This is a genomic window from Jiella flava, from assembly GCF_017349315.1.
GTDB classification, from domain to species: domain Bacteria; phylum Pseudomonadota; class Alphaproteobacteria; order Rhizobiales; family Rhizobiaceae; genus Jiella; species Jiella flava.
Genome location: NZ_JAFMPP010000010.1, coordinates 53,897 through 77,716, shown reverse-complemented (window position 1 = coordinate 77,716; position 23,820 = coordinate 53,897). Strand labels below are relative to the sequence as shown.

At 64.1% G+C, this 23,820-nt stretch carries 27 protein-coding genes and 1 pseudogene; 13 read left to right on the top strand and 15 right to left on the bottom strand.

Annotated features, from left to right (window positions below; all coding sequences use genetic code 11):
• Nucleotides 1–109: 109 nt before the first annotated feature.
• Complete coding sequence (gene dctP / locus J1C48_RS12525) at nt 110–1,099, bottom strand: TRAP transporter substrate-binding protein DctP (RefSeq protein WP_207258190.1); 990 nt, start codon at nt 1,097–1,099, stop codon at nt 110–112.
• A 286-nt stretch (nt 1,100–1,385) separates the two neighbouring features.
• Between dctP and J1C48_RS12520 the strand changes: the two genes are divergently transcribed.
• Nucleotides 1,386–2,129 carry a GntR family transcriptional regulator gene (locus J1C48_RS12520; protein ID WP_207258189.1) on the top strand — a complete coding sequence of 248 codons (744 nt, stop codon included), beginning with the start codon at nt 1,386–1,388 and terminating at the stop codon, nt 2,127–2,129.
• A 30-nt stretch (nt 2,130–2,159) separates the two neighbouring features.
• On the opposite strand, the gene J1C48_RS12515 is transcribed toward J1C48_RS12520, so the two are convergent.
• A complete protein-coding gene (locus tag J1C48_RS12515) occupies nt 2,160–2,777 on the bottom strand; it encodes a glutathione S-transferase family protein (RefSeq protein WP_207258188.1) in 618 nt (205 codons plus the stop codon).
• Nucleotides 2,778–2,922: 145 nt separating this feature from the next.
• Nucleotides 2,923–3,528 (bottom strand): PilZ domain-containing protein, encoded by a 606-nt coding sequence (locus J1C48_RS12510; protein ID WP_231081768.1) that lies wholly within the window; start codon nt 3,526–3,528, stop codon nt 2,923–2,925.
• A 670-nt stretch (nt 3,529–4,198) separates the two neighbouring features.
• Here J1C48_RS12510 and J1C48_RS12505 point away from each other — a divergent pair.
• Together J1C48_RS12505 and J1C48_RS12500 are read left to right on the top strand one after the other, a co-directional pair.
• Nucleotides 4,199–4,948 (top strand): rhomboid family intramembrane serine protease, encoded by a 750-nt coding sequence (locus J1C48_RS12505; RefSeq protein ID WP_343217699.1) that lies wholly within the window; start codon nt 4,199–4,201, stop codon nt 4,946–4,948.
• A gap of 124 nt (nt 4,949–5,072) precedes the next feature.
• The gene (locus J1C48_RS12500; protein WP_207258186.1) at nt 5,073–5,504 is read left to right on the top strand and encodes a CBS domain-containing protein; all 432 of its coding nucleotides are present in this window, start codon (nt 5,073–5,075) and stop codon (nt 5,502–5,504) included.
• A gap of 28 nt (nt 5,505–5,532) precedes the next feature.
• Here J1C48_RS12500 and J1C48_RS12495 read toward each other — a convergent pair whose 3' ends face one another.
• The 3 genes from J1C48_RS12495 to folE all read right to left on the bottom strand — a co-directional run bounded on the left by J1C48_RS12495 (nt 5,533) and on the right by folE (nt 7,694).
• The gene (locus tag J1C48_RS12495) at nt 5,533–6,525 is read right to left on the bottom strand and encodes a patatin-like phospholipase family protein (RefSeq protein ID WP_207258185.1); all 993 of its coding nucleotides are present in this window, start codon (nt 6,523–6,525) and stop codon (nt 5,533–5,535) included.
• A 105-nt stretch (nt 6,526–6,630) separates the two neighbouring features.
• Nucleotides 6,631–7,053 (bottom strand): phosphoribosyl-AMP cyclohydrolase, encoded by a 423-nt coding sequence (hisI, locus tag J1C48_RS12490; protein ID WP_207258245.1) that lies wholly within the window; start codon nt 7,051–7,053, stop codon nt 6,631–6,633.
• Nucleotides 7,054–7,070: 17 nt separating this feature from the next.
• On the bottom strand, nt 7,071–7,694 hold the full coding sequence (folE, locus tag J1C48_RS12485; protein WP_207258244.1) for a GTP cyclohydrolase I FolE: 624 nt from the start codon (nt 7,692–7,694) through the stop codon (nt 7,071–7,073).
• A 289-nt stretch (nt 7,695–7,983) separates the two neighbouring features.
• Between folE and J1C48_RS12480 the strand changes: the two genes are divergently transcribed.
• The 6 genes and pseudogenes from J1C48_RS12480 to J1C48_RS12455 all read left to right on the top strand — a co-directional run bounded on the left by J1C48_RS12480 (nt 7,984) and on the right by J1C48_RS12455 (nt 10,464).
• Nucleotides 7,984–8,430: an iron-sulfur cluster assembly scaffold protein gene (locus J1C48_RS12480; RefSeq protein WP_207258184.1), complete on the top strand. Its 447-nt coding sequence runs from the start codon at nt 7,984–7,986 to the stop codon at nt 8,428–8,430.
• Nucleotides 8,431–8,554: 124 nt separating this feature from the next.
• Nucleotides 8,555–8,773: a nucleotidyltransferase family protein gene (locus tag J1C48_RS18980; protein WP_343217701.1), complete on the top strand. Its 219-nt coding sequence runs from the start codon at nt 8,555–8,557 to the stop codon at nt 8,771–8,773.
• A 29-nt stretch (nt 8,774–8,802) separates the two neighbouring features.
• Nucleotides 8,803–9,159 carry a HepT-like ribonuclease domain-containing protein gene (locus J1C48_RS12470; protein ID WP_207258183.1) on the top strand — a complete coding sequence of 119 codons (357 nt, stop codon included), beginning with the start codon at nt 8,803–8,805 and terminating at the stop codon, nt 9,157–9,159.
• Nucleotides 9,128–9,394: pseudogene (gene yidD, locus J1C48_RS12465) on the top strand (membrane protein insertion efficiency factor YidD); the annotation flags it as partial. The gene J1C48_RS12470 and the pseudogene yidD, both read left to right, overlap by 32 nt.
• 158 nt (nt 9,395–9,552) lie before the next feature.
• Nucleotides 9,553–10,101, top strand: a complete 549-nt coding sequence (locus tag J1C48_RS12460; protein ID WP_207258181.1) for an isochorismatase family protein — start codon at nt 9,553–9,555, stop codon at nt 10,099–10,101.
• A 186-nt stretch (nt 10,102–10,287) separates the two neighbouring features.
• Nucleotides 10,288–10,464 carry a YegP family protein gene (locus J1C48_RS12455; protein ID WP_207258180.1) on the top strand — a complete coding sequence of 59 codons (177 nt, stop codon included), beginning with the start codon at nt 10,288–10,290 and terminating at the stop codon, nt 10,462–10,464.
• Here J1C48_RS12455 and J1C48_RS12450 read toward each other — a convergent pair.
• Complete coding sequence (locus J1C48_RS12450) at nt 10,421–10,627, bottom strand: hypothetical protein (protein WP_207258179.1); 207 nt, start codon at nt 10,625–10,627, stop codon at nt 10,421–10,423. The genes J1C48_RS12455 and J1C48_RS12450 overlap by 44 nt on opposite strands.
• A gap of 171 nt (nt 10,628–10,798) precedes the next feature.
• Here J1C48_RS12450 and thrS point away from each other — a divergent pair, with 171 nt between their 5' ends.
• A complete protein-coding gene (gene thrS / locus J1C48_RS12445; RefSeq protein ID WP_207258178.1) occupies nt 10,799–12,790 on the top strand; it encodes a threonine--tRNA ligase in 1,992 nt (663 codons plus the stop codon).
• Between the two features lie 131 nt (nt 12,791–12,921).
• Here thrS and J1C48_RS12440 read toward each other — a convergent pair whose 3' ends face one another.
• Complete coding sequence (locus J1C48_RS12440) at nt 12,922–14,103, bottom strand: hypothetical protein (RefSeq protein ID WP_207258177.1); 1,182 nt, start codon at nt 14,101–14,103, stop codon at nt 12,922–12,924.
• Between the two features lie 337 nt (nt 14,104–14,440).
• Here J1C48_RS12440 and J1C48_RS12435 point away from each other — a divergent pair, with 337 nt between their 5' ends.
• The 3 genes from J1C48_RS12435 (at nt 14,441) to J1C48_RS12425 (ending at nt 16,894) form a co-directional block, all read left to right on the top strand.
• Nucleotides 14,441–15,025, top strand: a complete 585-nt coding sequence (locus J1C48_RS12435) for a nitroreductase family protein (RefSeq protein WP_207258176.1) — start codon at nt 14,441–14,443, stop codon at nt 15,023–15,025.
• Nucleotides 15,025–15,648, top strand: a complete 624-nt coding sequence (locus J1C48_RS12430; protein ID WP_207258175.1) for a flavin reductase family protein — start codon at nt 15,025–15,027, stop codon at nt 15,646–15,648. The genes J1C48_RS12435 and J1C48_RS12430 overlap by 1 nt, the downstream gene beginning before the upstream one ends.
• Before the next feature lie 115 nt (nt 15,649–15,763).
• A complete protein-coding gene (locus J1C48_RS12425) occupies nt 15,764–16,894 on the top strand; it encodes a DUF2336 domain-containing protein (protein ID WP_207258174.1) in 1,131 nt (376 codons plus the stop codon).
• A 52-nt stretch (nt 16,895–16,946) separates the two neighbouring features.
• Here J1C48_RS12425 and J1C48_RS12420 read toward each other — a convergent pair whose 3' ends face one another.
• From J1C48_RS12420 to J1C48_RS12390, 7 genes are all read right to left on the bottom strand, one after another.
• Nucleotides 16,947–17,720: an NAD kinase gene (locus J1C48_RS12420; protein ID WP_207258173.1), complete on the bottom strand. Its 774-nt coding sequence runs from the start codon at nt 17,718–17,720 to the stop codon at nt 16,947–16,949.
• Nucleotides 17,721–18,184: 464 nt separating this feature from the next.
• Nucleotides 18,185–18,694 carry a formaldehyde-activating enzyme gene (fae, locus tag J1C48_RS12415; RefSeq protein WP_207258172.1) on the bottom strand — a complete coding sequence of 170 codons (510 nt, stop codon included), beginning with the start codon at nt 18,692–18,694 and terminating at the stop codon, nt 18,185–18,187.
• A 243-nt stretch (nt 18,695–18,937) separates the two neighbouring features.
• Nucleotides 18,938–19,819: a triphosphoribosyl-dephospho-CoA synthase gene (locus J1C48_RS12410; protein ID WP_207258171.1), complete on the bottom strand. Its 882-nt coding sequence runs from the start codon at nt 19,817–19,819 to the stop codon at nt 18,938–18,940.
• Entirely contained in the window at nt 19,816–20,784 is a 969-nt protein-coding gene (locus J1C48_RS12405; RefSeq protein WP_207258170.1) for an ATP-grasp domain-containing protein, read from the bottom strand. The genes J1C48_RS12410 and J1C48_RS12405 overlap by 4 nt, the downstream gene beginning before the upstream one ends.
• Nucleotides 20,768–21,739, bottom strand: a complete 972-nt coding sequence (gene mch / locus J1C48_RS12400) for a methenyltetrahydromethanopterin cyclohydrolase (RefSeq protein ID WP_207258169.1) — start codon at nt 21,737–21,739, stop codon at nt 20,768–20,770. Before mch ends, J1C48_RS12405 begins: the two co-directional genes overlap by 17 nt.
• Nucleotides 21,736–22,890, bottom strand: a complete 1,155-nt coding sequence (locus J1C48_RS12395) for an ATP-grasp domain-containing protein (RefSeq protein WP_207258168.1) — start codon at nt 22,888–22,890, stop codon at nt 21,736–21,738. The genes mch and J1C48_RS12395 overlap by 4 nt, the downstream gene beginning before the upstream one ends.
• A complete protein-coding gene (locus J1C48_RS12390) occupies nt 22,887–23,783 on the bottom strand; it encodes an NAD(P)-dependent methylenetetrahydromethanopterin dehydrogenase (protein WP_207258167.1) in 897 nt (298 codons plus the stop codon). Before J1C48_RS12390 ends, J1C48_RS12395 begins: the two co-directional genes overlap by 4 nt.
• Nucleotides 23,784–23,820: the final 37 nt, after the last annotated feature.

Genomic DNA, 23,820 nt, shown 5'->3' with positions numbered 1-23,820 from the left:
AGCCGGCCGAAGGGAAGGAACGAGGAGCGCGGCGAGCGTAGCCGGTCCGCGCTGCTCAAGCTTGGCACGAGGACGACACGTGCCGTCCCCGACCGTCGGACCGGCGTGATTACTTGACCGCCAGCGCCTCTTCGATCAACTTCTGGCCGTTCGGCACTTTCTTGGCGAACTCCTTATAGGAGGTCTGCTTGGCGATCTTCAGCCAGGCGTCGTAGTTTTCCTTCGACATGGTGACAACCTTCACGCCGTTCTTCTTGTAGATATCGACGAGCTTTTGATCGAGCTTCTTGGCTTCGCCGGAGAAATACTCTTGCGCCACCTTGCCGGCGGCGAGGATGGCCTTCTGCTGCTTCTCGTCCAGCCGGTCGAAGGAGCGCTTCGACATCAGAATCGGCTCATACATGAACCATAGGGCGTTCTTGCCTGGCGCCGTCAGGCACTTCGACACTTCGTAGATGCGATAGGAAACCAGCGATCCGGACGAGGTGTTGGCGCCGGTCAGAACGTGCTGCTGCATCCCCGTGTAGATTTCCGACGACGGCATCGAGGAGATCGACGCGCCGGCGCCGACGAGCATCTGCTCGAAGGCGGGACCCGCGGCGCGCAGAACCTGGCCCTTTGCGGTCTCCGGCGCGGTGATGCATTCCTTCGATGAGACGAAACCGCCGGCCAGCCACGCGTCGGACAGAACAATCGCGCCGGCCTTTTCGATCTCCGCCTTGATGTCCTTCATGAACTGCGAATCGTTGAGCCGCGCGGCGCGTTCGTGATTGCCGACGAGGCCGGGCATCAAGGTGGCAGAGAAGGCGGGATGCCGACCCGAGGCGTAGTCGAGAGGGAAGGCCGTGATGTCGACTTGGCCCTTGGTCACCGCGCCCCACTGATCCTTCGCCTTGAACAGCGACTCGCCCGGGAAGACCTGCAGCTTCAGGCCGACATTATCCTTCTCCAGTTCTTTGCCGATGATGCGAACCATCTCGTCGCGCACGTCGCCCTTGCCCCCCGGCCATTGATGCGAGGCGCGCAGCGTGATGTCGGCGGCTGCGGCGGAGCCGCAAAGCGCGAGGCCGCAGATCGTCGAAATCAGCAGTCGTTTCATGGCATTTCCTCCCAAATTGAGGCAGAGGCCGGTCAACGGCCGCCGCTGAGAGCGCCGCGTATCCGACAGGACGCACGAAAGACGCTCTCACTCATGCAAGCAACCACTCATGCAAGCAACGGCATCGGGCCTTGCCGAAAATCGATCCCGATTTTCGGGTCGATGCGTTAGAGGCTCCTCCAAGCCCTCGGTCTCGAGCCAACATCGACTTGCACACGGTGTCAAGTCGATTGTATACGATTGAATGGCTTTGGCATTTTCCTGAAACGACACGATGCACGGATCGATGGACAGCGCGATCGACACCGCCCCTTCGACATTAAAGGCCGGCGAGCCGGCGGATCGGAGTTTGCCGGCCGCTTCGTCGGCTGGGCCGGCCGGCGGCGTCAAGCGCAAAGCCGGTGACATTCGCGATCGGCTCGAGCAGGAGATCGCGACCGGAACGCATCCGGCCGGCGAGCGTCTCGACGAGCAGGTCATCGCCGCGCGCTTCGGTGTTTCGCGCACGCCGGTGCGCGAAGCGATCAATCAGCTTGTCGCTGGCGGCCTCGTCGAACGCATTCCCAATCGGGGCGCTTTCGTCCGGGCGATGGGGCTCGCCGAACTCGTCGAAATGTTCGAGGTGATGGCGGAGCTTGAGGCGATGGCGGGTCGGCTTGCCGCCCGGCGGATCGACGCGGCGGGCGCCAAGCGCCTGGAGACGGCGCTGGTCGCTTGTGAAGCGGCGGCGGACCGGGAGGCCCACGACGCCTATTATTACGAGAACGAGCGGTTCCATGAGGCGATCTACGACGCCTGCGGCAATGCCTTCCTGGCCGGCGAGGCGCGGCGCCTGCATCTGCGGCTCAAAGCCTTCCGCCGGTTGCAACTGCGTTTTCCGCATCGGATGCGCCAGTCGCTGGCCGAGCATCGGCGGATCGTCGCGGCGATCGAAGCCGGCGACGGGCCGGGGGCCGAAGCGGAGCTGAAGGGGCATATCCTCGTCCAGGGCGAGCGTTTCGCCGATCTCGTGGCAACGCTGAAGCCCTGACGAGAGAACCGGCCGTCGCCGGCGTTGGCGTCAGGTTTCCGGGAGCCACGTCATCGGCTGGTAGCCGGGCAGGGCGGCGACGCGGGCGAGCCAGGCTGACACCGCCGGAAATGTCGTCAACTCGAATCCGCCCTCCTCAGCGACGTGGGTGTAAGCGTAGAGCGCGATGTCGGCGAGGCTTGGGCCGCTTCCGGCCAGCCAGTCCTGCGCGGCGAGGCGAGCTTCCATCACCCGCAGCGCCGCTTCACCGCCGACGAGTGTCTCGGCCAGACGCTCCGGCGTCGCCGCCTCTGCCCGGTGGGGATGGATCATCAGCGACCGGCGCACGGCGATAGCCGGCTCGTGGCTGTATTGCTCGAAGAACATCCAGGAGAGCATCTCGGCGCGCGCGAAGGCGTCGGCGGGCACAAAGGCCGTCGCTTCGCCGAGAAACCAGAGGATGGCGTTTGATTCCGGTAAGAGGCGGCCATCGCCGAGTTCGAGCAGCGGCACTTTGCCGTTGGCGTTCTTGGCGAGATAGGCGGGCCGGCGCGTACCGCCGTCAATCATCGAGACCGTCACATGCTGAAACGTTTGGCCGGTCAAGGCGCAGAGCAGCCGCGGCTTGTAGCAATTGCCGGAGTCGGGCATGCCGTAGATCGTGATCATCGCCGGAGCTTCTGCAGGTCGTCGACGGAGGGAAGCTACCATCGATCTTCGGGTCAAGACCAACTCATTTTGGTGAACCCAGCCGTTGCAGCACGCGAGTCTTGAATGTGAAGAGGTCTCGGTGCTGCGGCAATGGCCGGGCGGGTCAGGTGAGGAGCGACCGCAGCGACTGCTCGGTCTGAACCGAGGCGAACTCGATCGCAAAGCCCTCTTCGAGGTGGCGCACCACGCGTCCCTGCATCATGCCGAGGGTGATGCGCGAGTTCAGAGCCGGACGCACCGGACACTGGACGGCCGCGCCCGACAGCGACAGATCGATGATCTTGACCCGGTAGCGGCGATCGTCGTCGAGAACGATCTCGACATGCGGATCCTTCGGAGTGAGGCGCTGGTGGCGGCGATCCTCGGGCAGATCCAGTTCGCCGCGATTGGCGAACCAGGTCAGCTGCGCGGCAAGCTTTTCGCGCTTGCGATCGGTGTTGATCAGATCGACGGCGAAACCGCCGGGGTAGATGCGCGAGACTTTGCCCTCGAGCCGCCCGATGTGATCGACATAGAAGATGATACGCTCGCCTTCGCGGGGCTCGACCGGGCTGATTACCGCGACGCTGCCCGGCGACATGTTCTCGACCCGGCAGGGATATTCCTGAAAATCTTCACGCATGAAGCGGCCGAGCAAATCGAGATCGACGCGGCTGAATCTGCGACGGTCGCTGGTATCCGATTTCGGAGGCTCAGCCATCATGTCCATCGCCGCTGGTTCTTTCCGTTCGATTTTGGCGCGCGCCACCTTTCCAACCATTAATTCGGGAGGGTTAAGGAAGCGTGGAAGCACTGTATCGTATCCATCCGAAACCCGCAAAGAAACGCCGGTATTGCGGGGTTTCAGGCGTGTTAAGGATTACTTTTAGAATCAGTTGCGGGCGGGGATTGAGACGGTTACCCATGAGCAGCGGACATGTCCGGTCTTTTAGCGCATTTGATCGCGATCCGTTAAGGATCGCTGACCTCAACTTGACCGCCCGGTTTTCCGGGCGGTTTTTTCGTTGCGCGTCAGGGGCATTCGAGGGCGTGCAGCGTGTCCATTCGGTGCCGCCGCGACGCCGGGCCAGAGCCCGGCCGCCATCCCGTCCTCTCGCCTCGGCGGCGCCGCCCTGATAAGGCGCCATGCGTGTGACGGAACGCACAAACGGAGACTCTCACTGATGGACGCGACACATTGGTCTTTGCCGAAAATCGATTTCGATTTTCGGGCCGATGCGTTAGAGGCGGATTGCAACGGTCGAGGAATGGCGATCGCAAGCGCGGCGATGCGGATGGTGCGATAAACGCGTGGCCGCTCATGCCGGTCGGGCGGGCGCATCCTGGATTGCGACCATCTGATGCGATGTGAGGCGACGCTGGAGGCTGCTGGAGAGATCGTGGCACAGGAAGAGCTTTCATCCGACAACGACATCCGGCGTGAGCCGTCCCGCCGGCCGCCGGCCATCAACGTTCCCGGCGTTATTCTCGCGCTGATCGCGGTGATGGGCCTCGTCCATTTGTATCGTACCTCTCTCGGCGATCTCGCCGGCGTGCGGTTCCTGGTCGATTTCGCCTTCATCCCCGGCTGCTACGGTTCGGCCATTCCCGATTGTCTGGCGCGCTCGCCCGGCGCCGATCTGTGGTCGCCGCTGACCTATGCGTTTCTTCACGGCGACTGGACGCATTTCGGCGTCAATACGGTGTGGTTCCTGGCTTTTGGCACGCCGGTGGCGCGCCGGCTCGGCAATATCGGGTTCTTGATGTTCACCGCGGTCGGCGCGCTGGCCGGGGCGGCGGTATTCTACGCTTTCAATCCGAACTTGCTCGAGCCGGTCATCGGCGCCTCCGGTGCGGTGTCGGCTCTGATGGGGGGCGCCTGTCGCTTCGCCTTCGTGCGGCGCGCGCCATTTGGTGGTTTCGACGCCGGGGCGAATGCGCCCTGCATGCCGATCGGCGAGGCGCTACGCGAGCGCACGGTGCTGGTATTTGCGCTGGTTTTCTTCGGGACCAACTTTCTCCTTGGCACCAGTCTTGGCGGGGCCTTTACCGGCGGAGCGCAAGTCGCTTGGGAAGCTCATCTCGGCGGCTTCGTTTTTGGCTTCTTGGGTCTGCCGCTGTTCGATCGCCGGGTTACGCCGCACCGCTGATCGGGCCCGGAAGGCAAAGAGCGGCTCATCGACCACGAACAATTGTGGCCTTGATGTGCGCTGGGCTCTTGCCCTTCGCGGTCGTCTGGCTCACTTTTCTTACAAAACGGTAAGGGAGGCGAGTATGAATGTCGGTCATATCCTGAGTGTGAAAGGCTCCGAGGTCTATACGCTCGACGCCAAGGCCACGTTGGCCGAGACGGTCAGCGTTTTGGCCGAACGCCGCATTGGTGCGATCGTCCTGGTCGATGGCCGGGGCGGTGTCGCTGGCATCATTTCCGAGCGCGATATCGTGCGCGTGCTCGCCAAGTCCGGCGCCGAGGTCCTCGATAAGCCGGTGGGCGAAGCGATGACCGTGAAGGTCAAGACCTGCGGTCTGGAAACACCGATCGACGATCTTCTGGCTACGATGACTAAAGGCCGATTCCGGCATCTGCCGGTAGTCGAGAACGGCCGTCTGGTCGGCCTCGTCTCGATCGGCGACATCGTCAAGAACAAGATCGAACAGGCCGAGCGCGACGCGGAGAAGATGCGCGAATACATCGCCGCAGGCTAAGCGCGGCGCGGCAAGGGCGGACGGCGCGTCAAAGGCGCATCAACTCGGGGTGGTCGCTTTCGGCCAGGCGATGGATTTCGGAGATGCGGCTTTTGGTGGCGCTGTAGCCGATCTCGATTGCCTCGGCGGCGCGGAAGAACTCCCACAGCCCGATATCGCGGACCCGCGGCTGCAGCGACAGGTCGGGGGGATCGCCCGCGAGCCGGGCCCGGGAGATGCGGTCCTGGATGATGTTGAAAGCGTCGACCATCGTTCGAGTCAGGCCGAGCTTCTTGCGGCGCTGGGACGCATCTGTCATCTCGTCCTGCGGCGAGACCGGCCGGAAGACCGCGTCGGGCGCGGCATCATCCTCCACGGCCCGCATCCGCAGCACGGCGGCCCGACCAAACAGGTCGTAGTGGAGGTTGACCGCCATCACGTTCTGCTGCTCGAACACTCGGCAGACATTGGCGGGAACCGGATTGACCAGGGCGCCGTCCATCAGCCGGCGCCCCCCGCAAAAGACCGGTTCGAAGACGCCGGGCAGCGCATAGGACGCCCGCATGGCGAGGACCAGCGAGCCGGAATCGAGCCAGACCTCATGGCCGGTCTCCGCGTCGGTCGCGACGCAGATCAGCGTTCGGTCGAGATCCTCGATCCGGGTTTCGTGCAGCGCCTCGGTCAGGCGCTTGCTGAGCCGCAGGCCACCAATCAGGCCAGAGCCGCCGATGCGGAAGTCGAGATAGCGGATCAGGCCGCGCTTGGTCAGAGAGCGGGCAAATTCCTCCAGCTCGGCCAGTTTGCCGGCGAGATAGCAGCCGCCGACGAGGGCGCCGATCGAAGTGCCGGCGATCATCGAGATCGGGATATCGTATTCGTCGAGCGCCTTCAGCACACCGATATGAGCCCAGCCTCGCGCGGCGCCGCCGCCGAGCGCCAAGGCAATGCCGTTCTTCGGCTTTGGCTTGGCGGACACGATCGGAGAGGCCAACCCCGTAGGGGCGGGCGGGTCTTCGCGCCAACTGAATACGCGCTCCAGCATATCCGCTCTCCGGTCTCGTTCCTTTCGCTTGGTCAGCCTAGGCCGAACTCTTGACCATCGTGTTAAGGAGCGACGTGGCATCGGGACGCGGCCCTCGCGTGACTGTCAATCGGCCGATGGCGGCGCGACGAGAATTTTCAGCCTGCCATCATCCGGGCTGATGGCCCGGTAAAAGCAGCTCTCACGGCCGGTATGGCAGGTATCTTCCTTGCGCTCGCACACGACCTTCAGCCAGACGGCGTCCTGATCGCAGTCGATGCGGATCTGACGCACGATCTGCAACGCACCGGAACTCTCGCCCTTTTTCCAAAGGGTCTTGCGCGATCGCGACCAGTAATGGGCGATACCGGTTGCCATCGTGCGTTCGAGCGCTTCGGCATTCATATGGGCAACCATCAGCACCTCACCGCTCTGATGATCGGTGGTCACGGCCGTGATCAAGCCGTTTATGTCGAAACGCGGCCGCAGCGTGGTGCCTTCTTCCTGCTCGACCGTGTCGGAGGAAGGCAGCGGAAAAGTCGTCTCCATCATGGCGTGATGAGCGATCAGTTGCCCGCGCCGACGAGGCGGAGGATGCGATCCTGGCGCTCGGTGTCGTCGGCAAAGACACCGCGATAGGTGGTCGTCATCGTCGATGAGCCGTGACTGCGGATCCCACGCATCGACATGCATAGATGCTCCGCGTCGAGAATGACGGCGACGCCGCGCGGCTTGAGCGCCTGATCGAGCGCGTCGGCGATCTGTGCGGTCATGGCCTCCTGGGTCTGCAGGCGGCGACCGAACATATCGACCAGGCGGGCGATCTTTGAGAGGCCGAGCACCTTGCCGTCGGGCAGATAGGCGACATGCGCCCTGCCGATCACCGGCACCATGTGATGCTCGCAGTGGGAGTAGAACTTGATGTCCTTGACGAGGACGACGTCGTCATAGCCAGCAACCTCCTCGAACACCCGGCCGAGAACGTCGTTCGGGTCGAGATGGTAGCCGCTGAAGAGCTCTTCATAGGCCTTGACGACGCGCTTCGGCGTCTCTTTCAGCCCTTCGCGCGAGAGATCCTCACCGACCCAACGCAGCAGCGTCTCGACGGCCTGCTCGGCCTCTTCGCGGCTCGGGCGTTCGGGTCTGACGTCATCCGACTTTTCGGGAAATTTCTTGATCACGGCTTCCATGTTCTCATTCTCCGAAAGCGTCGGAATGCGGGCGGCCATCCAAAGCGAATGGTGATCGGGCGCACCGTTCAGGCGTCCTTGCTGCGCGACGGACAGAGGATTTTTCACGATGGTTGTTCCTCACGGATCATGAAGGCGCCCAAGTGAGATCGTCCAAAGTGAGATCGTCCGAAGGCGCATTGACCGCTGTCGGCGGCCCCTATCGAAGCGGTGCCCAGCAACCTATATAATTTGGAAAACCGGCCTTTGACAGGGCGTGAATCAAAAACCTCTTAATGAGGACTATGCCGTGATCGACGATGTCTACAATGCGAAGATACTCGAATTTGCCGGCAATATCCCGCGCATCGGCCGGCTGGAGCAGCCCGATGCCAGTGCGACCGCCCATTCGCGGCTCTGCGGCTCGACGGTGACCATCGACCTGAAGATCGCAGAGGGCCGGGTCGAGGACTTTGCCCATGAGGTCAAGGCGTGTGCCCTCGGCCAGGCGTCGTCCGCGGTGATGGCTCGCAACATCATCGGCGCGACACCGGAGGAATTACGGGCGGTGCGCGAGACGATGCGGGCCATGCTGAAGGAAAACGGTCGGCCACCGACCGGCCGGTTCGCGGATCTGAAATATCTGGAGCCGGTGCGCGACCATAAGGCGCGCCATGCCTCGACCATGCTGACCTTCGATGCGGTGGTCGAAGCCCTCGATACGATCGAACAGGCGGGGCGGGGCGAGGCCGCCTGAGCGGGAATGCGACAGAACGGCGCGTTCGATCCATTCGCAGGAGCTGTCGGGATGAAGCCATCTGAAGCGCTTGAGAAGCATCGTGAAACGATCCGCGAGATCCTGTCGCGTTATCCTGTGAGCAATCCCCGCTTTCTTCGGCTCGGTCGCGAGGGGGGAGGATACGGAGGAGAGCGACCTCGACATTATCGTCGAGGCCGCGGGCGAGTTTTCGCTGTTTGACCTGGCTCGTTTGGAGGAAAAGTTGTCCTCAAAATCGCAGACCCGCATCGAAGTTCGGACCGATGGCGATTTTTCGGATCCGGTTTTTCGCCGGATCAGCCCGTCCTTCAGACCGCTGTGACCGCGCCGCAGGATCTCCCCGACGGTTTCATGGATCGTCTCGTCGGCTTGTCGGCGGCGTGTCGACGGGCTGAACCCATTTTGCCCGAGATGAGTCCTGCGAACCTGCAGACCAACGACCGTCGCCAATTGGCCCTGTCGATAGCGGTCGAACTGTTGGACGAGATTGCGGTCGGGATCATCAAGACCTATCCGATGTTATCGCAGGCCCATCCGGAGCTGCGGCTGACACTCGCGGCCGCAATGCGGCATGTTCCCGTTCACCGCGATGACCCGATCTCCTTTGACCGACTTTGGTGGACGGCGGTTCGGGATATCCCCGATTGCAGTGCCAGAATCGAAGCTTTGCTCCCCGATGCCGACACCGCCGACTATGATCTCGCGTAATTACACCGGACCGTGGCGGAAGACGCCCGGCCGGCTGTTCGGGGTCGGCTTGGTACGGCTTTACCAGCTGACCTTTTCGCCGCTGGTCGGCGGCCATTGCCGGCATCTGCCGACCTGTTCGGAATATGCCTATGAAGCGATCGCCCGCCATGGGTTGTGGCGCGGCGGCTGGCTGTCGGCCAAGCGCGTCGCCACATGCGGTCCCTTCGGCGGCCACGGGATCGATAACGTTCCCGATTGACCGCCCCTCGGCGATCCTTTGCAATACAACTGCGGCTTCGGGGGAAGGGTGGTGGTTGGTCGCAATGCAACTTCCGACCGGCTGCGAATAGCTCGTCCGGTGCGATAAGTCTGGCTGGCTAAGCAATCGCATCGAGCAAGGAGGAAGATCCCGTGAAAGCGCTCATCGTCATCGACATGCTGAATGACTTCGTTACCGGCGTACTCGCCAATGAGGCGGATGCCATGGCCATCGTGCCGGCGATTCAGCGGATGATCGACCACGCCCGCAGCCAGCCGGACTGGATCGTCGTCTATTCCAACGACGCCCATCGCGCCGACGATCGTGAGATCGGCGTGTGGGGCAAGCATGCCATGGCCGGAACGCCCGGCGCCGACGTGATCGATGCGTTGCGGCCGCTCGGCCTGGAGCGCGAGATCGTCTCGCCCAAGCGCTTCTACGGCGCCTTCGATGAGACCGGCCTCGGCGAAACCCTCGATGCCTATGGCGTTACGGAGGTCGTGCTCACCGGCCAGCACACCCATTGCTGTGTACGCCACTCGGCCTACGGCGCTTTCACACGCGGTTACGGCATCAAGGTTCCCGCCGATGCGGTCTGCGTGTTCCCCGGTGTCGATCAGGCGGCCGCGCTCGATTATCTGAAGACGATCTACGGCGCCGAGATCACCACCACGGCGGCGTTGGCGGCCAAGAACGACTGACGTCGGGCTCGAGCATCGGCCCGACAATCGGCTCGCTTTCGGCAAGCCCGACGGGTCGAATGAATCAGAGTGCGCGCCGCGCGATCAGGTCGTCGCGCGGTGCTTATGAAGGTGACTTCGGCGCGCCGGAACTTGACGTGTCGTTGTTTGTGGGCGACATTTCTTCCTCTACGGGAGGAATTCGCGATGGCCCACAAATTCGAGATCTATAAAGACAAAGCGGGTGAGTTTCGTGTCCGCTTCAAATACAATTCCGAAATCATTTTTGCGACCGAGGGATACAGCTCGAAGTCGGGCGCCCATCGGGCGATCGAGTCGATCAAGAAATACGTGCCTGATGCACCGACGGAAGATCTCGACTGATCGCTGTCAGTGCCATCGCCAGCGCCTTCGGCGCCAGGCGCGCGTTTCCGAGAATCTTCTCGGCGAACGGATCGCGAAAGATCACGCCGGCCTTGAGGATTTGATGATCGGCGCGATAGCGCGCCACGCGCACCGCCGTGCGGCTTGGCTGGTTCGATTGCATCGACCTGCCTCTCCTCAACGTTGCTGTGGGGTCATCCGTCGGGGGCCATCGTCTAGTGCCTCCTCTGGCCTGGTGGTTTACTCCCCCGCATGATGACGATAGAAGCCTGGGCCTTCGCACAAGGCAACCACCCGCGCTCGTAGGCGGGACTGGACAACAGGAGACATGACGATGGCCGAGGCCATTTCCCTTTCCTTCCCCGACGGATCCGAACGTGCCTTCGATGCCGCCACCAGCGGCGCGGAGATCGCCACCGGCATTTCCAAGTCGCTGGCCAAGAAGGCGATCGCCTATGCGCTCGACGGCGAGGTCCGTGATCTGTCCGACCCGGTCGGCCGCTCCGGCGCGCTTGAAATTCTGACCCGCGACGATCCCCGTGCGCTCGAACTGATCCGCCACGACGCGGCCCATGTCATGGCGGAAGCGGTGCAGGAGTTATGGCCGGGCACTCAAGTCACCATCGGCCCGGTGATCGAAAACGGCTTCTATTACGATTTCGCCCGCAACGAGCCTTTTACCCCGGACGATCTTCCCGTCATCGAAAAGAAGATGGCCGAGATCATCCGCCGCAACGCGCCCTTCGTCAAAGACGTGTGGCCGCGCGACAAGGCCAAGCAGGTTTTTGCCGACAAGGGCGAGGCCTATAAGGTCGAGCTGGTCGACGCGATCCCCGAGGATCAGGACGTCAAGATCTATTCGCAGGGCGATTGGTTCGATTTGTGTCGTGGTCCGCACATGGCCTCGACCGGCCAGATCGGCGACGCCTTCAAGCTGATGAAGGTGGCCGGCGCCTATTGGCGCGGCGATTCCAACAACCCGATGCTGACCCGCATCTACGGCACTGCCTGGGCGACAAAAGAACAGCTCGCCGCCTATCTTCACATGCTGGAAGAGGCCGAGAAGCGCGATCACCGCCGACTCGGCCGGGAGATGGATCTGTTCCATTTCCAGGAAGAGGGGCCGGGCGTCGTCTTCTGGCACGGCAAGGGCTGGCGCATGTTCCAGACCCTCGTCGCCTATATGCGCCGCCGGCTCGACGGCGTCTATGAGGAAGTCAACGCCCCGCAGGTGCTCGACAACTCGCTCTGGAAAACCTCCGGCCACTGGGGCTGGTATCGCGAAAACATGTTCGCGGTTACCTGCGCCGACGAGGAGTCCGAGGACGAACGCGTCTTCGCGCTGAAGCCGATGAACTGCCCGGGCCACGTCCAGATCTTCAAGCACGGGCTAAAGTCCTATCGCGAATTGCCGATCCGGCTGGCCGAATTCGGCGCCGTCCATCGCTACGAACCCTCCGGCGCAATGCACGGTCTGATGCGCGTGCGCGGCTTCACCCAGGATGATGCTCACGTCTTCTGCACCGAAGAGCAGATGGCGGCCGAGTGCCTGCGCATCAACGATCTGATCCTGTCGGTCTATGAGGACTTCGGCTTCGAGGAGATCGTGGTGAAGCTCTCGACCCGGCCGGACAAGCGGGTCGGATCTGACGCAAGCTGGGACCGCGCCGAATCCATCATGGGCGAGGTTCTGGAGGAGATCGCCGCAAAGTCGAGTGGGCGCATAAAGACCGGCATTTTGCCGGGCGAGGGCGCGTTCTACGGGCCGAAGTTCGAATATACTCTGAAGGATGCGATCGGCCGCGAATGGCAGTGTGGCACCACTCAGGTGGATTTCAATCTGCCCGAACGCTTCGGCGCCTTCTATATCGACCAGAATTCGGAAAAGCGTCAGCCGGTGATGATCCACCGGGCGATCTGCGGTTCGATGGAGCGCTTCCTCGGCATTCTGATCGAGAACTTCGCCGGCCACATGCCGCTATGGTTCGCCCCCGAGCAGGTGGTCGTCGCGACCATCACCTCGGAGGCGGACGACTACGCCATGGAAGTCGTTGCGGCGCTGCGTGAGGCGGGCCTGCGGGCCAGCGTCGATCTGCGCAACGAGAAGATCAACTACAAGGTCCGCGAGCATTCGCTCGCCAAGGTGCCGGTGATGCTCGTCTGCGGCAAGCGCGAGGCGGAGGAGCGGACGGTCAACATCCGCCGTCTGGGCTCGCGCGATCAGACCGCGCTGCCGCTCGACGCGGCGATCGCCGCGCTGGCCGACGAGGCCGTGCCGCCGGATCTGAAACGCAAGGCCTTGCTAGCCGGCAAGGCCGCAGCCTGAGCAACGCGTTTGCGAGCGCTGTCTGGTCCGCATGGTCCGGGCAGCGCCGCCGGCGTGGTCCATAACCCGCATGGAATCGCGTTGGTCGCCGTCAATTTGAGCGCCGTGCGTTCTAGCAAACGCACGGCGCGTTAATCGCCGGTTGCCTTCAAGGCATTGGCGGCTGCATCGTCAACTGGCGCATCATCCGGCGGCGCATCTTCCGGTGTCGCATCGTCCTCGCTCGGCGCGATATCGGAGGTGAGAACCTCGACATCGGTGTTTTTTCCGGCTTGGACCGTGAAGTCGCGCTGATAGATCTTGTCGTTGTTGCGCGCGACGATGACGTAGTCGCCCGCGGCCAGCACCATCGAGGGAAAAGCGCCGACGCTTTCACCGACCAGATCGCCCTCGTTATTGGTGATCGTCCAGGCGGTATCGGCGATCGCTTCGCCGCCGTGTTCCCGCACGAGTTTCATCGTCAGCAACGCCGCCCGCTGGGTCATCGTCGCTTCCGTTAGCTTGCCCGCCTGGACGCGGATATCGGCCCTGACGACCGCATTGACCGCTCCGTAATGGGAGACGACCTGATAGGAACCTGCGTTCAGCCGCAGCACCTTGCCGGGCGGGACGTCGTTGGCCACGATCTTGCGCTCGGCATCATCCGTCGCCTCGGCATAAACGTCGAAGCGCAGTCGCGAGGGGATTGGTTTGCCGTGTTCGCCGACCACGGCGTTGAGCTTCAGCCCGCCCGCGTCGAGATCGATGATCTCCTGGGTTTTCAACCCGGAAAAGTCGATGCGCTTGACGGTGCCGGCACGGCCAAAGGCGACATGCAGAATGTACGAGCCGGGCGGCACATCGAAGCTTGGCGTCGCGCTTTGCGACGAGGCGATCAGCGGCGAGCGGCCCTCGAGCGAGGGAACGGCGGAAAACAGCCGCCAGATCAGGCCGTTCGGTACCGTTGCACCGCCTTTGACAAGCACCGCGCGCAACGACAGGCTGGCGCTGTGGCGCAACAGATTCTGGGATGGAGCGCTTTGAGGCGCATAGGCGGGCAGACCCGGCAGATCGATCTTCGGTGCCTTCAGATTGCCTGGTGCGGCCTTTGGCAGAGTGATCGGCTCGAACGTCTTCGGTGCGCGCGCCTGCGGCACACCGACGTCGCCGGCATTCGGGATCAGGTCATTGGCACTTGGCGAAACGTAAGGGGCAGGGCCGTCCGGCTTGCCGCCGAGGAGGTCACCGAGGCCGCCGAGAAATCCGCTGCCGCCTCCACCACCGCGTTCTTGCGCCATGGCGGCCGGGGCGGCGAGAAGAAAGGCCAAGAACAAGGCGACGAGCCTCGTCGTGCTCAGTATGTTGCGCCGGTGGAAGGGGCGTGGCGCGCTCGCCGCAGAATCCGCGCAAAGTGCGTCGCAGAAAGCGCGATGGCTTGCATCACGACACGCCTCAACGCTCCCGCCAAATCTCTTGGCCGGATTGCGAGGCCGTCGCCGCGGCGCCATCGTGAACGCTTCCCCCATGGCTTTTGTGTTGAGCGCAAATCATCGACAAATTCAAGGCGAAGCCTACGCGTCGCGGTGGACGACACGGTGTTCATCGGCCGACACGATTGCTAAGCCTTGCACGAGCACCTAGCTCTGCCGTGACATTTGCGGAGACGAAGCCTTGACCGACGCTATTGAACTCTTGTCCACCCGTCGTTCGATCCCGATCCCGATGCTCGCCGAACCGGCGCCGTCGGGCGAGGCGCTCGATCATATCCTGACGATTGCCGCGCGGGTGCCCGACCACGGCAAGCTCGCGCCATGGCGCTTCGTTCTGTATCGCGGCGATGCTGCGGTCAAAGTTGGCGAGGCCCTGGCCGGGCTCGTCGCCGAGCGCGAGGGCGAGCGGATGACCGAGACGCGTCAGACGATCGAGGCGGAGCGCTTCACCCGAGCTCCGCTCGTCGTCGGCGTGATCTCGACCGCCAAGGCGCATGTGAAGATTCCGATCTGGGAACAGGAATTGTCCGGCGGCGCGGTGGCGATGAACCTCGTCAATGCCGTTCATGCCCATGGCTATGCGGCCAATTGGGTGACGGAGTGGGTCGCCTATGACGACGAGGCCAAGGCAATTCTTGGCATCACGCCGGAGGAGAAGGTCGTCGGCTTCATCCATATCGGCACGCCGAGCGTTCCGCCGTCCGAGCGCCCACGCCCCGATCTCGCCGAAATCGTCAGCGAGGCGACGGCGACGGGAGCGGCCTGATGCTCTCTTACACGACCGACACCAACGACCATGGCCTGCCGCACGATCCGTTCAAGGCGATCGTCGCGCCACGGCCGATCGGCTGGATCTCCACCCGCAGCGCGGCCGGGGCGGTCAATCTCGCGCCCTACAGCTTTTTCAACGCCATCAGCGATCAGCCGAAACTGGTCATGTTCTCCTCGGCCGGTATGAAGGACACGGCGAGCTTCGCCATCGAAAGCGGCGAGTTCGTTGCCAATCTCGCGACGCGGGCGCTCGCCGATCCTCTCAATCGCAGCTCCGCCCCGGCGCCGCGTGGCGTGAGCGAATTCAGCTTCTCCGGCTTGACCGAGGCGCCCTGCCGGATCGTTGCCGCGCCGCGCGTTGCCGAAAGCCCGGCGGCGCTCGAATGCAAGGTGACCGATCACTTCCGGCCGAAGGGACTCGGCGCGACGCGATCGAACAACACCGTCGTGATCGGTGAGGTGGTGGCGATCCACATTGATGAGACCATCCTCAAAGACGGCCTGATCGACATGACGCTCGCCGCGCCGCTCGCCCGCCTCGGCTATCTCGATTACACCGTGGGCGACCAGGTGTTTCAGATGCAGCGCCCGAAGGCGCCGGACGCCTCGGATCTTTGAGCGTCGACCGAGGGTGGCAAAAGTTTTCATTTCGTCAACGCGTATGGTGAACGAAACCTAAACCATTTCCCGCAAAGATGACCTTATCAGTCTTGGCGGGAAAGGGACGGGTTCGATGATCGTGCAGCGATTTGCCAAATGGGCGAAACAAGCGTCGACCAAGGATCGGGCCGAGGCGGCGACGATGCTCGCCGGAACGCTGGCTTCGGGCAATGCCACGGGGGCCGATTACGACGCGGTCGTCGCCTCCCTGACGCTGCTTCTCGACGATCCGGCCTCCGCCGTGCGGCTGGCGATGGCCAAAGCCCTGTCGCGCGCGAACAATCTGCCGCCGGCGCTGCTCTACGCTTTGGCCGCAGACATCGATTCGGTCGCGACCGCCATCGTCACCGGTTGCGGGGATCTTTCAGCCGAGAGGCTGGTTGATCTCGTCGCCGTCGGTTCGCCGGCTGCCCGCCGGGCGATTGCCGAACGGGCCATCGTGCCGCTGCCGGTCGCCGCGGCGATCGCCGAGAGCGGCGAGGTAGAGGCGGCGCTGGCCCTATGCCGCAATCCGGGCGCGGCACTCTCCTCCCCAAGCTTTTATCGTCTCGCCGAGCGCTTTTCCGCCGATGGCGATCTGTGCGAAGCCCTGCTGGCCCGGACCGAGCTTCCGTCGGCGGTCCGCCAGACGCTGATGCTGGCCGCGCGCGACCGTCTCGCCGAAGCGCCGTTGCTGATCGGCTTGCTCGGCGCCAAGCGCGCCGGCGTGATCGCCTATGAGGCGGGCGAGCGCGGGACTGCCACCATCGGCGCCACACTGACGCGGCACGAAGTGCCTGCCTTCGCCGAGCATCTGCGCGGCAGCGGGACGATGACGCCGTCGCTGCTCCTCAGAGTGCTGGTTGGCGGCGACGTCGAACTCTTCACGACGCTGCTCGTCAGCTTGTCCGGGCGCTCGCAGCGGCGGGTGGAGAGCATCGTTGCGGCCGGCCGCTCGTCGGCGCTGCGGGCCCTTGTCCTCGATTGCGGCTTGTCGGAAGGAATCGCCTATCTCTTCGGCGAAGCGCTGACGCTCTGGCGCGCGGTCGCCCGCGACGCCTCGGCGCCGCGCCCGGCCGCCGTCCCGGCCCTGCTGTTGGCTCGCGTGTCGGCGCGCCAGTTCGACGACCGCGGGATGTCGGAAGCGATGGCGATTCTGCGCCAGCTTGTCAGCGAGGCTGAGCGGGACGCCGTGCGCGAAACGACCCGAGCCGTCGCGGCCTGACCGGATCATCGAAAGGTCGGCACGCACCGATCCCGGCGCGTCTTGTTTGTCTTCAATAGCGGAATTGCTCGATCAGGATGCGTTCGTCCCATGAATGGTCCTGGTCGAACAGAATGTAGCAGACGTCACTGCCAGATTCGCGGATCTGAACCTTGACGACCGATTTCACCTCGGTCGCGTCGGCGACGGCGTTGACCGGACGCTTCTCATATTCGAGTGCGGTGATCGTCACCTGCTGATGGTTGCGCAGGAGCGCGCCGCGCCAGCGCCGGGGCCGGAACGGGCTGACCGGGGTGAGCGCCAAAAGCGGTGCGTCGATCGGCAGGATCGGCCCCTGGGCGGAAAGATTGTAGGCGGTCGAGCCGGTAGGGGTCGCGACCAGGACGCCGTCGCAGACGAGTTCCTCCAGCCGCACCTTGTCGTCGATCGAGATTTGCAGCCGTGCCGCCTGAAAGGACTGGCGGAAGATCGACGCCTCGTTGATCGCCAGCGAGCGGTGCTCGATTCCGTCGGTATCGAGGGCAATCATTTCCAGCGGATGGATGACGTTCTCGACCGCTGCGGCAAGTCGTTCGCGCAGCCCGGCCTCGCGATAGGGGTTCATCAAGAACCCGACCGTGCCTTTGTTCATGCCGTAGATCGGCTGCGCGGTGTCGATGAAGCGGTGCAGCGTCTGCAGCATAAAGCCGTCACCGCCGAGCGCCACGATGACATCGGCGCAGTCCGTCGCAACGTTGCCGTAAAGCGCCGCGAGCCGATGCGCGGCCTCTTGGGCGGCGTCCGTTTCGCTGGCGACGAAGGCAATCGAATGAAAGGAACGGGACATCTTACCGGCACATCGTTACAGCATCGGCCCGAAAATCGGCATCGATTTTCGGCAAAGCACGATGCGTCGATTCAAAGGGTTAGAGCGACCTGTCTGCGTCCGATAGGACGCAGGGCGCTCTAGGCAGCGTGATGATTGCTTGACCCAAGCTGCCTGATGCTTGCTACGGCGCGAGCGTCAGCGCAACCGACATCGCTCCGAACGGCGAAAATTCCTGATTGCCGTGACGGGCTCACCGCTGGCGGGAGCGGCGCGTCCTGAGCATTGAAACGGTCCGCGCCGCTGCTGCGATTTTTTAGAAACGATGCGATCGGCGGACGTGAAGAAGGGGCCTTTCGGCCCCTTCCAACGGTGATGATCCCGAGAACAGCGGCTGCCTACTGGAAGCCAAACTTGGCGGCCAATCGCCGGAGAAGGCCAGCGGGCATCGCCGGCTTGTCGTCTTCCCCGGGATGGTTTCTTGTCTAGGCGCCGGCGAAGGGGTGCGCGGCGGAACCTTTCTTGGAGACCACTTCGGCGGCCGTCGGCGTGCCCTTGATGGCGCGCTCGATCGACTCCATCGTAGCCTGATAGTTGTAATCGCGGATCTTGGCGTCGTCCTCGGCTTCCCAGTGAATGAAGACGCCGACGCAGATGAACAGGTCGTCGGCTTCCGCGGCCGGAATGATGCCCTTCTCGACGCTGTCGGCAACGGCGCGGGCCACGGCGGTCTGGGCCGGGCCGAACATCTGCACGGCTTGCTTGGCGCCCTTGATCGTGACCTTGTTGAACATCACGGTGTTGGGCTTGCAGGGCAGGTTCGGCGCGACGACTGCGAGCAGCGTCGTGAAGCCGTCCTTGTTGTTGGTCAGCGAGTTACAAAACGCCGACTCCGCGGCCGAGCCGCGTGGTCCGATGATGAGGTCGATATGGGCGACCTCGTTGCCGTCTCCGACGAGCGATTCGCCGACCATCACCTTGTTGATTGTCGCCATGAGCAGTTCCTCCAAACTGGCGTTACATGCAGCGGCCCGGCAGCCCCGGTCCGCGCGAAGAAGTTCCGACCTGAAGAAGAGTTTCCCGTGACTCAGCCGCAGGCCTCGGCGCTGCGTCGAGTCGTCCTCCTTCCGGTCGCCGGGACAATCCCGGCCAGACGACTATCCTTGTTCGCGGCGTCCGCACGGGACCGGTTTGCCAGATAGCTTGAGGCCACATGTGCCCCTGCGCTGCTTAGTCAATCACCCCGCGAGCGCTTCCGCAAGCTCCTTGACGAACAGCGTACCGACGGTGAGATCGGCCGAGGTGCCGGGATTGACCCCTTTGGCTTTCAACTCCGAATCGAAGGCCAGAGCCAATGCGAGCCGCGCGTCGGGCTCGACCAGTTCTGTCAGATTTCGATCGAAATGTTTGAAAAGACTGCAGATTTCATCGGAAACCGATGCCCCGAACTTGCGGTCGATATGGCTGTCGGGAAAGCGTGTGGCAAAGGCAAGGAAGCTTGCCAGCGCGGCCCGATCGCCGAGGATCTCGTTGCCGGGATCGGCCTGCGCATGGATTGCGGCCATGCCGACATTAAAAATTTCCCCAAAGCCATTCGCATATTGCCGCGCGACGAGGTCGCGATCGCTGGCGAGCGTCATCGCCGCGACCAGGCCGATCCTCGGCGCATCCCGCACGTCGTTGTCGCTTCGCCTGCCAAGACCGCCGGGATTGGCCAGTGCGATCGCGCGATAGGCAAGGCGCGTGTCCTCGGCATCGAGGCTGCTGAGAACCGCGATCGTCTCTGACCGCAACGCGGCGACGGGGTCGGCAGGTGTCGCGCCGGCGCCGACGCGCTCGGCCGCTGCGGCGAGCGGCGCGGCCAAAAGGACGATGCCGAGATTGGCGTTCATGCCGACGGCCGCAACGCTCGCCTCGGTGGCGGCGATGATGCGGGCGCCGACCGAGGCGCCTGTGCGGGCAATCGCCGGAGCGGCGGCCTTGGCGGCGATGGCAAAGGTGACGGCGCTCATGCCGTGGCCGGCGGCGAAGCGATGGACGTTGCCCGGCTTCAGCGTGTCGATCTCCGCCTGACAGGCGGCGCGGAAGGCCGCCTCGATCCTGGCCGCCGAAAGGCTCATGCGAGCGCTGGCGAGGGCGCCGGCTGCGTGCGGCGACGGTCCGTGAGGCTGGCCAGGAGATCGGCGGCGCGGAGCGCGGCGATGTCGAGCCCGCTCGCCTTCTCAAGACCGGTCCAGGCCGGCATCGAATTGACTTCGAGCACCTGCGCCCGGCCATCGGCGTCGACCAGCAGGTCGACGCCGCAAAAATCGCCGGCGACGGCCTCAGTCGCGGCGATGGCCAGCTCTTCGAGGTCGCGGCGTGGGAAGATCGGACGGGCGGCGGCGCCCTGCTTGATGTTGGTGATCCAGCACGCGGCCTCACGGCGCATGGCGGCGGCGACGCGGCCGCGCGAGACCAAAAGCCGGTAATCCGACCAGCGGCCATCGCGGGAATGACCGATGAAGCGTTGGAGATAATAGACCCCGCCAGCGATCTCCTCGGCGGGCGGCAGATCGCTCGCGGATCCGATGAGCTTCAGCCCTTTGCCCTGGGCACCGAACAAGGGCTTGAGGACAAGGGCGCGGTTTTCCGCGGCAATGATCCGCTCCGCTTCGGCGCGGGACTCCACCGTCCAGCTGCGCGGCGTCGGCAGGCCCGACTTCGCCACCAGAAAGCTCGTCATTGCCTTGTCGACGCAGTTTTCGATCGCCCGGGCATCGTTCGAGACGAAAATGTTGAGGCGTGCGAGAGCATGCAGGATCGACAGGCGACGTGTCACCGCCTCGAAGCTGCCGCCATCCATGGTTCGCACGCAGACGGCGTCCGGCAGGGTTTCGCCGAGTCCCGGAAAATGCAGGCCATGACGGGCGCCGGTGTCGAAGCCGGCGTCGGCGAGTTTCGTCATCGTCACGCTGGCCCCGCGCGCCTCGAACGCGGCGCAGAGGTCGCGGGCATGGCGATCAAGGCTTGCGGTCACCAGGAGGATGCGCGCAGGCTCGCCGTCGCCCGGCTGCTCCACGCGACGCTCAGCCGAAGGACGCATCGATCAGATCCGGGTTGACAGCCCCGGCCGAAAAGGTCTCGCCGCTCTCCAGCGCGACGACCTGCACCGCGGCGGGCGAGAACAGCATGCCATCGATCTTGTAGAAATCGCCGTCGTAGCGGCTGAAGATCTCTTTGAACGGCTTGCCGTAGTCCTCGGACGTGCTGCTCGGCAGCCGCTCCGCCAGCGCTCTGGCGGCATCGGCCGGGCCGGTGACATGCAGCGTCACACGGCCGCCATAGATCACCGCGTCGTTGGTCCGGCCCATGGCGGTCAAGAAATCCGGATGCGGCGGGGCCAGGGGGGCGGTGCCCATTCCCTCGACGATCTGGCTCATATCGAAATGCAGCTCATGGGCCTTATGCAGCGCGACCTCGACCACCCGGCCGACGATCTGCACGCTGCCGGCGAGCGACTGGGTCGGGGTGAAGATGATCGTCAGCTTCTCCGGTGCGATGTCGCAGTCGTCGGCGATGCGGCGGACCAGCGCTTCGGGTGGCGGACTGCCGGCTTCGAGCACCAGCGTCGCCGTATCGCTCTGATCGGCGTAGGTGATGTCCTTGAACAGGGCCTCCTTACCGGCGAGCGCCCGGGCCGGGCCCGAGCCCATCGAGAAATAGTCCGGCTCGCCCGGCTCGTTGGTGAGCTGCCAGCCGGCATATTGGCTGCCCATACAGGCGATCACCGGGTTCGAGCTGCGCACGGTCAGCGCAAACGGCCAGCGCGGCAGGCGCTCCGACGAGCCGATCACGACCGAACCGTAGCCGCCGAGACAGATCTCGGTGATGATCCGTCCGGCTTCGAGACTGCCAGGCACCGCGGCGCCGGCGTCGATCACGGTTTCGCCGGCAGCACCGGTCGAGATCGCGACCTTCAGCTCCCGGGCGCGCTGCTTGAGGTCGGCGACCAGAGACTGAACGCCGGCATTGACCGATAGGACCCTCGTTTGAATCATGCCGCAATGCTCCCAAGCATGTCGTTGATCTGTTGCGTTCTATCATGAAAAAGCCGCTCTGCTGCTTCGGCGCTCGAGGCTTCGGCGACGATGGTGCAGATCGGTTGGCCAGCGGCGAATGCGCCTGGCGGCGCGGTCCGGTCGCGCGTCCAGGTTGGCCAGGCAAAACCCGCCGGTAGATCCAGAGGCTGGCGTGCCCAGGCCAAACCCGTGGCGCGGATCGGACCTGACGGCCGCGCAAGCGTCTCCGGCAGGCTGCCGCGAAGGGCGGCGAGATGCAGCGCAACGAGTGGCCTGGCCGGATCCTCGAAGACGTCGAGCGTCGCGCCGCAGCGGGCATTCAGCTCCAAAAGGACGATGCCGTCGTCGCCAATGACGAAGTCGGCACTGCAAAGCCCTTTCAGCGGCAGCCGATGGAGCACGGCCGTCACCGCTTCGCGCATCGTCGCATCGTTTTGTGGATCGACCGGGATCGGGCCAACGGCGCCGCCATAGCGGAACGGCTCGTCGGGGCTGGCGTCGGCCCATTGCCGTGAATAGCCGATAACGGCAGAGCGCGTGCCGGCGGCAACGAAGGCCATCGAGATTCGCTCGCCCCGGACGAAGCGTTGATAATAGCGATCATCCGACGGCGGCGTGTCGCCGAGCCTGACATGGCTGCCGCCACAGCCGCCGACCTGCTTTGACAGCCAGTTGCCCGGATCGTTCGGCGCCGCGCGCTGGATGGCGGGATGCGCGGCGCCTGCCGCGCGGCAGATCTCGGCGACGATCTCCGGATCCTTCAACCGCCGCGCGGTCTCCGGATCGGTGCCGAGGATCGGCCAGCGCGTGCCGATCGCGGCGAGCAACTCCGGCCGATCCTCGAAGCCGGCGCCGTAGACGAAGCCGAGCGGCGTTTCGCCCTCGGCCAGCCGTTCCAGCGACTCGATCAAGGCCTCGCCGGAAAACCCGTCGGGATAGTGGCCGCGCAGGACAGTGCTCGCCTTGGCGTGGTCCTCAAGGTCGAGATCGCCGAAGAAATCGACCGCGAGTGTGTCGATCCCGGCCAGCTTGGCGCTCGCCGCGATCTGCCGTGCCGAAAAGGCGGCGGCCAGGATGGTCGGCCGGCCGGTCGTCCCGTCGGCCGCTCCCGGTTCGTTCACTGTGGTCATGACACGAGCGTGCGGGCGAGTTGAAAGGCGTCGCGAAAATCGAGGCTTTGCACCTCGTCCGCTTCGATCATCCGCTTGAGCAACCCATGCTCGGTGTTCGATTTGACGGGCCCCACCGCCAGCGCGCCGATGCCGAAAGCGTCGGTGCCGTCGATCGGCGCGCCATTCGCCATCACGTCGATGCCTTCGAGGCCGAGGGGCGGCACGGCATTGACGTCGGCCGCGACAAGCAGCTTCTTGGCCGTCTGAAGTTGGCCGAGCGAGAGCACCTGGACCCCGGCCCGGGCGGCCGAGAAGATGACCTCGACATCGGCGATCGCGGCCGCGTTTTTCTCGTCGCTCGATCCGTCGACCGGCTGGATCTCGACACCGAAACGCTCCTGCATTTCATCGGCGCGTTTTTTCACCCGGTCGAGGCCGCTATAGCCGACGATTTTGACCGTCGCGCCTTCCAGCGCGGCGATCACCGCCGAGCAGTAGCCGACCACGCCAGTCGCCCCGAAAACCGCGATCGAAACGTCGGCAAGGCTCTTGCCCGCCTTGTCCTTCAAGTTTTTCTCGACGCAGGCGACCATGGCCGCGGCGGTGGTGAAGGAGCCGGCGGGATCGGCCATGATGTTGCAGCCAAAGGGCGGCACCAGCGCGCTTTTGGCCGCGTCGATCATGTCGAGGGCAAGGACAGCGTCGTCGCCGCCGAAGAACACCGCCGAGTTGACGCCGCGATCCGGTGGCCGCGAAAAGATGATGTCCTGGACGATATCGGTGACCTCGTCGAGCGATACGTTTTCGTACGGGGTAACGGAATCATAGCCGGCGTCGAGGGCCATATTCACGTCGAAAGGGCTGACATGTTTGTGCGGCGTCAGCATGTGAAGAATGTTCTTGGCGGCCATCGGGTTTCCTCCCTCGATTGGTTGTGGTGCAGATTTT

Coding starts and splice junctions, on each gene's coding strand:
- dctP (WP_207258190.1), bottom strand. CDS start 1,099: ATGAAACGACTGCTGATTTCGACGATCTGCGGCCTCGCGCTTTGCGGC.
- J1C48_RS12520 (WP_207258189.1), top strand. CDS start 1,386: ATGGACAGCGCGATCGACACCGCCCCTTCGACATTAAAGGCCGGCGAG.
- J1C48_RS12515 (WP_207258188.1), bottom strand. CDS start 2,777: ATGATCACGATCTACGGCATGCCCGACTCCGGCAATTGCTACAAGCCG.
- J1C48_RS12510 (WP_231081768.1), bottom strand. CDS start 3,528: ATGGACATGATGGCTGAGCCTCCGAAATCGGATACCAGCGACCGTCGC.
- J1C48_RS12500 (WP_207258186.1), top strand. CDS start 5,073: ATGAATGTCGGTCATATCCTGAGTGTGAAAGGCTCCGAGGTCTATACG.
- J1C48_RS12495 (WP_207258185.1), bottom strand. CDS start 6,525: ATGCTGGAGCGCGTATTCAGTTGGCGCGAAGACCCGCCCGCCCCTACG.
- hisI (WP_207258245.1), bottom strand. CDS start 7,053: ATGGAGACGACTTTTCCGCTGCCTTCCTCCGACACGGTCGAGCAGGAA.
- folE (WP_207258244.1), bottom strand. CDS start 7,694: ATGGAAGCCGTGATCAAGAAATTTCCCGAAAAGTCGGATGACGTCAGA.
- J1C48_RS12470 (WP_207258183.1), top strand. CDS start 8,803: ATGGATCGTCTCGTCGGCTTGTCGGCGGCGTGTCGACGGGCTGAACCC.
- J1C48_RS12455 (WP_207258180.1), top strand. CDS start 10,288: ATGGCCCACAAATTCGAGATCTATAAAGACAAAGCGGGTGAGTTTCGT.
- J1C48_RS12450 (WP_207258179.1), bottom strand. CDS start 10,627: ATGCAATCGAACCAGCCAAGCCGCACGGCGGTGCGCGTGGCGCGCTAT.
- thrS (WP_207258178.1), top strand. CDS start 10,799: ATGGCCGAGGCCATTTCCCTTTCCTTCCCCGACGGATCCGAACGTGCC.
- J1C48_RS12430 (WP_207258175.1), top strand. CDS start 15,025: ATGCTCTCTTACACGACCGACACCAACGACCATGGCCTGCCGCACGAT.
- J1C48_RS12425 (WP_207258174.1), top strand. CDS start 15,764: ATGATCGTGCAGCGATTTGCCAAATGGGCGAAACAAGCGTCGACCAAG.
- J1C48_RS12420 (WP_207258173.1), bottom strand. CDS start 17,720: ATGTCCCGTTCCTTTCATTCGATTGCCTTCGTCGCCAGCGAAACGGAC.
- fae (WP_207258172.1), bottom strand. CDS start 18,694: ATGGCGACAATCAACAAGGTGATGGTCGGCGAATCGCTCGTCGGAGAC.
- J1C48_RS12410 (WP_207258171.1), bottom strand. CDS start 19,819: ATGAGCCTTTCGGCGGCCAGGATCGAGGCGGCCTTCCGCGCCGCCTGT.
- J1C48_RS12405 (WP_207258170.1), bottom strand. CDS start 20,784: ATGCGTCCTTCGGCTGAGCGTCGCGTGGAGCAGCCGGGCGACGGCGAG.
- mch (WP_207258169.1), bottom strand. CDS start 21,739: ATGATTCAAACGAGGGTCCTATCGGTCAATGCCGGCGTTCAGTCTCTG.
- J1C48_RS12395 (WP_207258168.1), bottom strand. CDS start 22,890: ATGACCACAGTGAACGAACCGGGAGCGGCCGACGGGACGACCGGCCGG.
- J1C48_RS12390 (WP_207258167.1), bottom strand. CDS start 23,783: ATGGCCGCCAAGAACATTCTTCACATGCTGACGCCGCACAAACATGTC.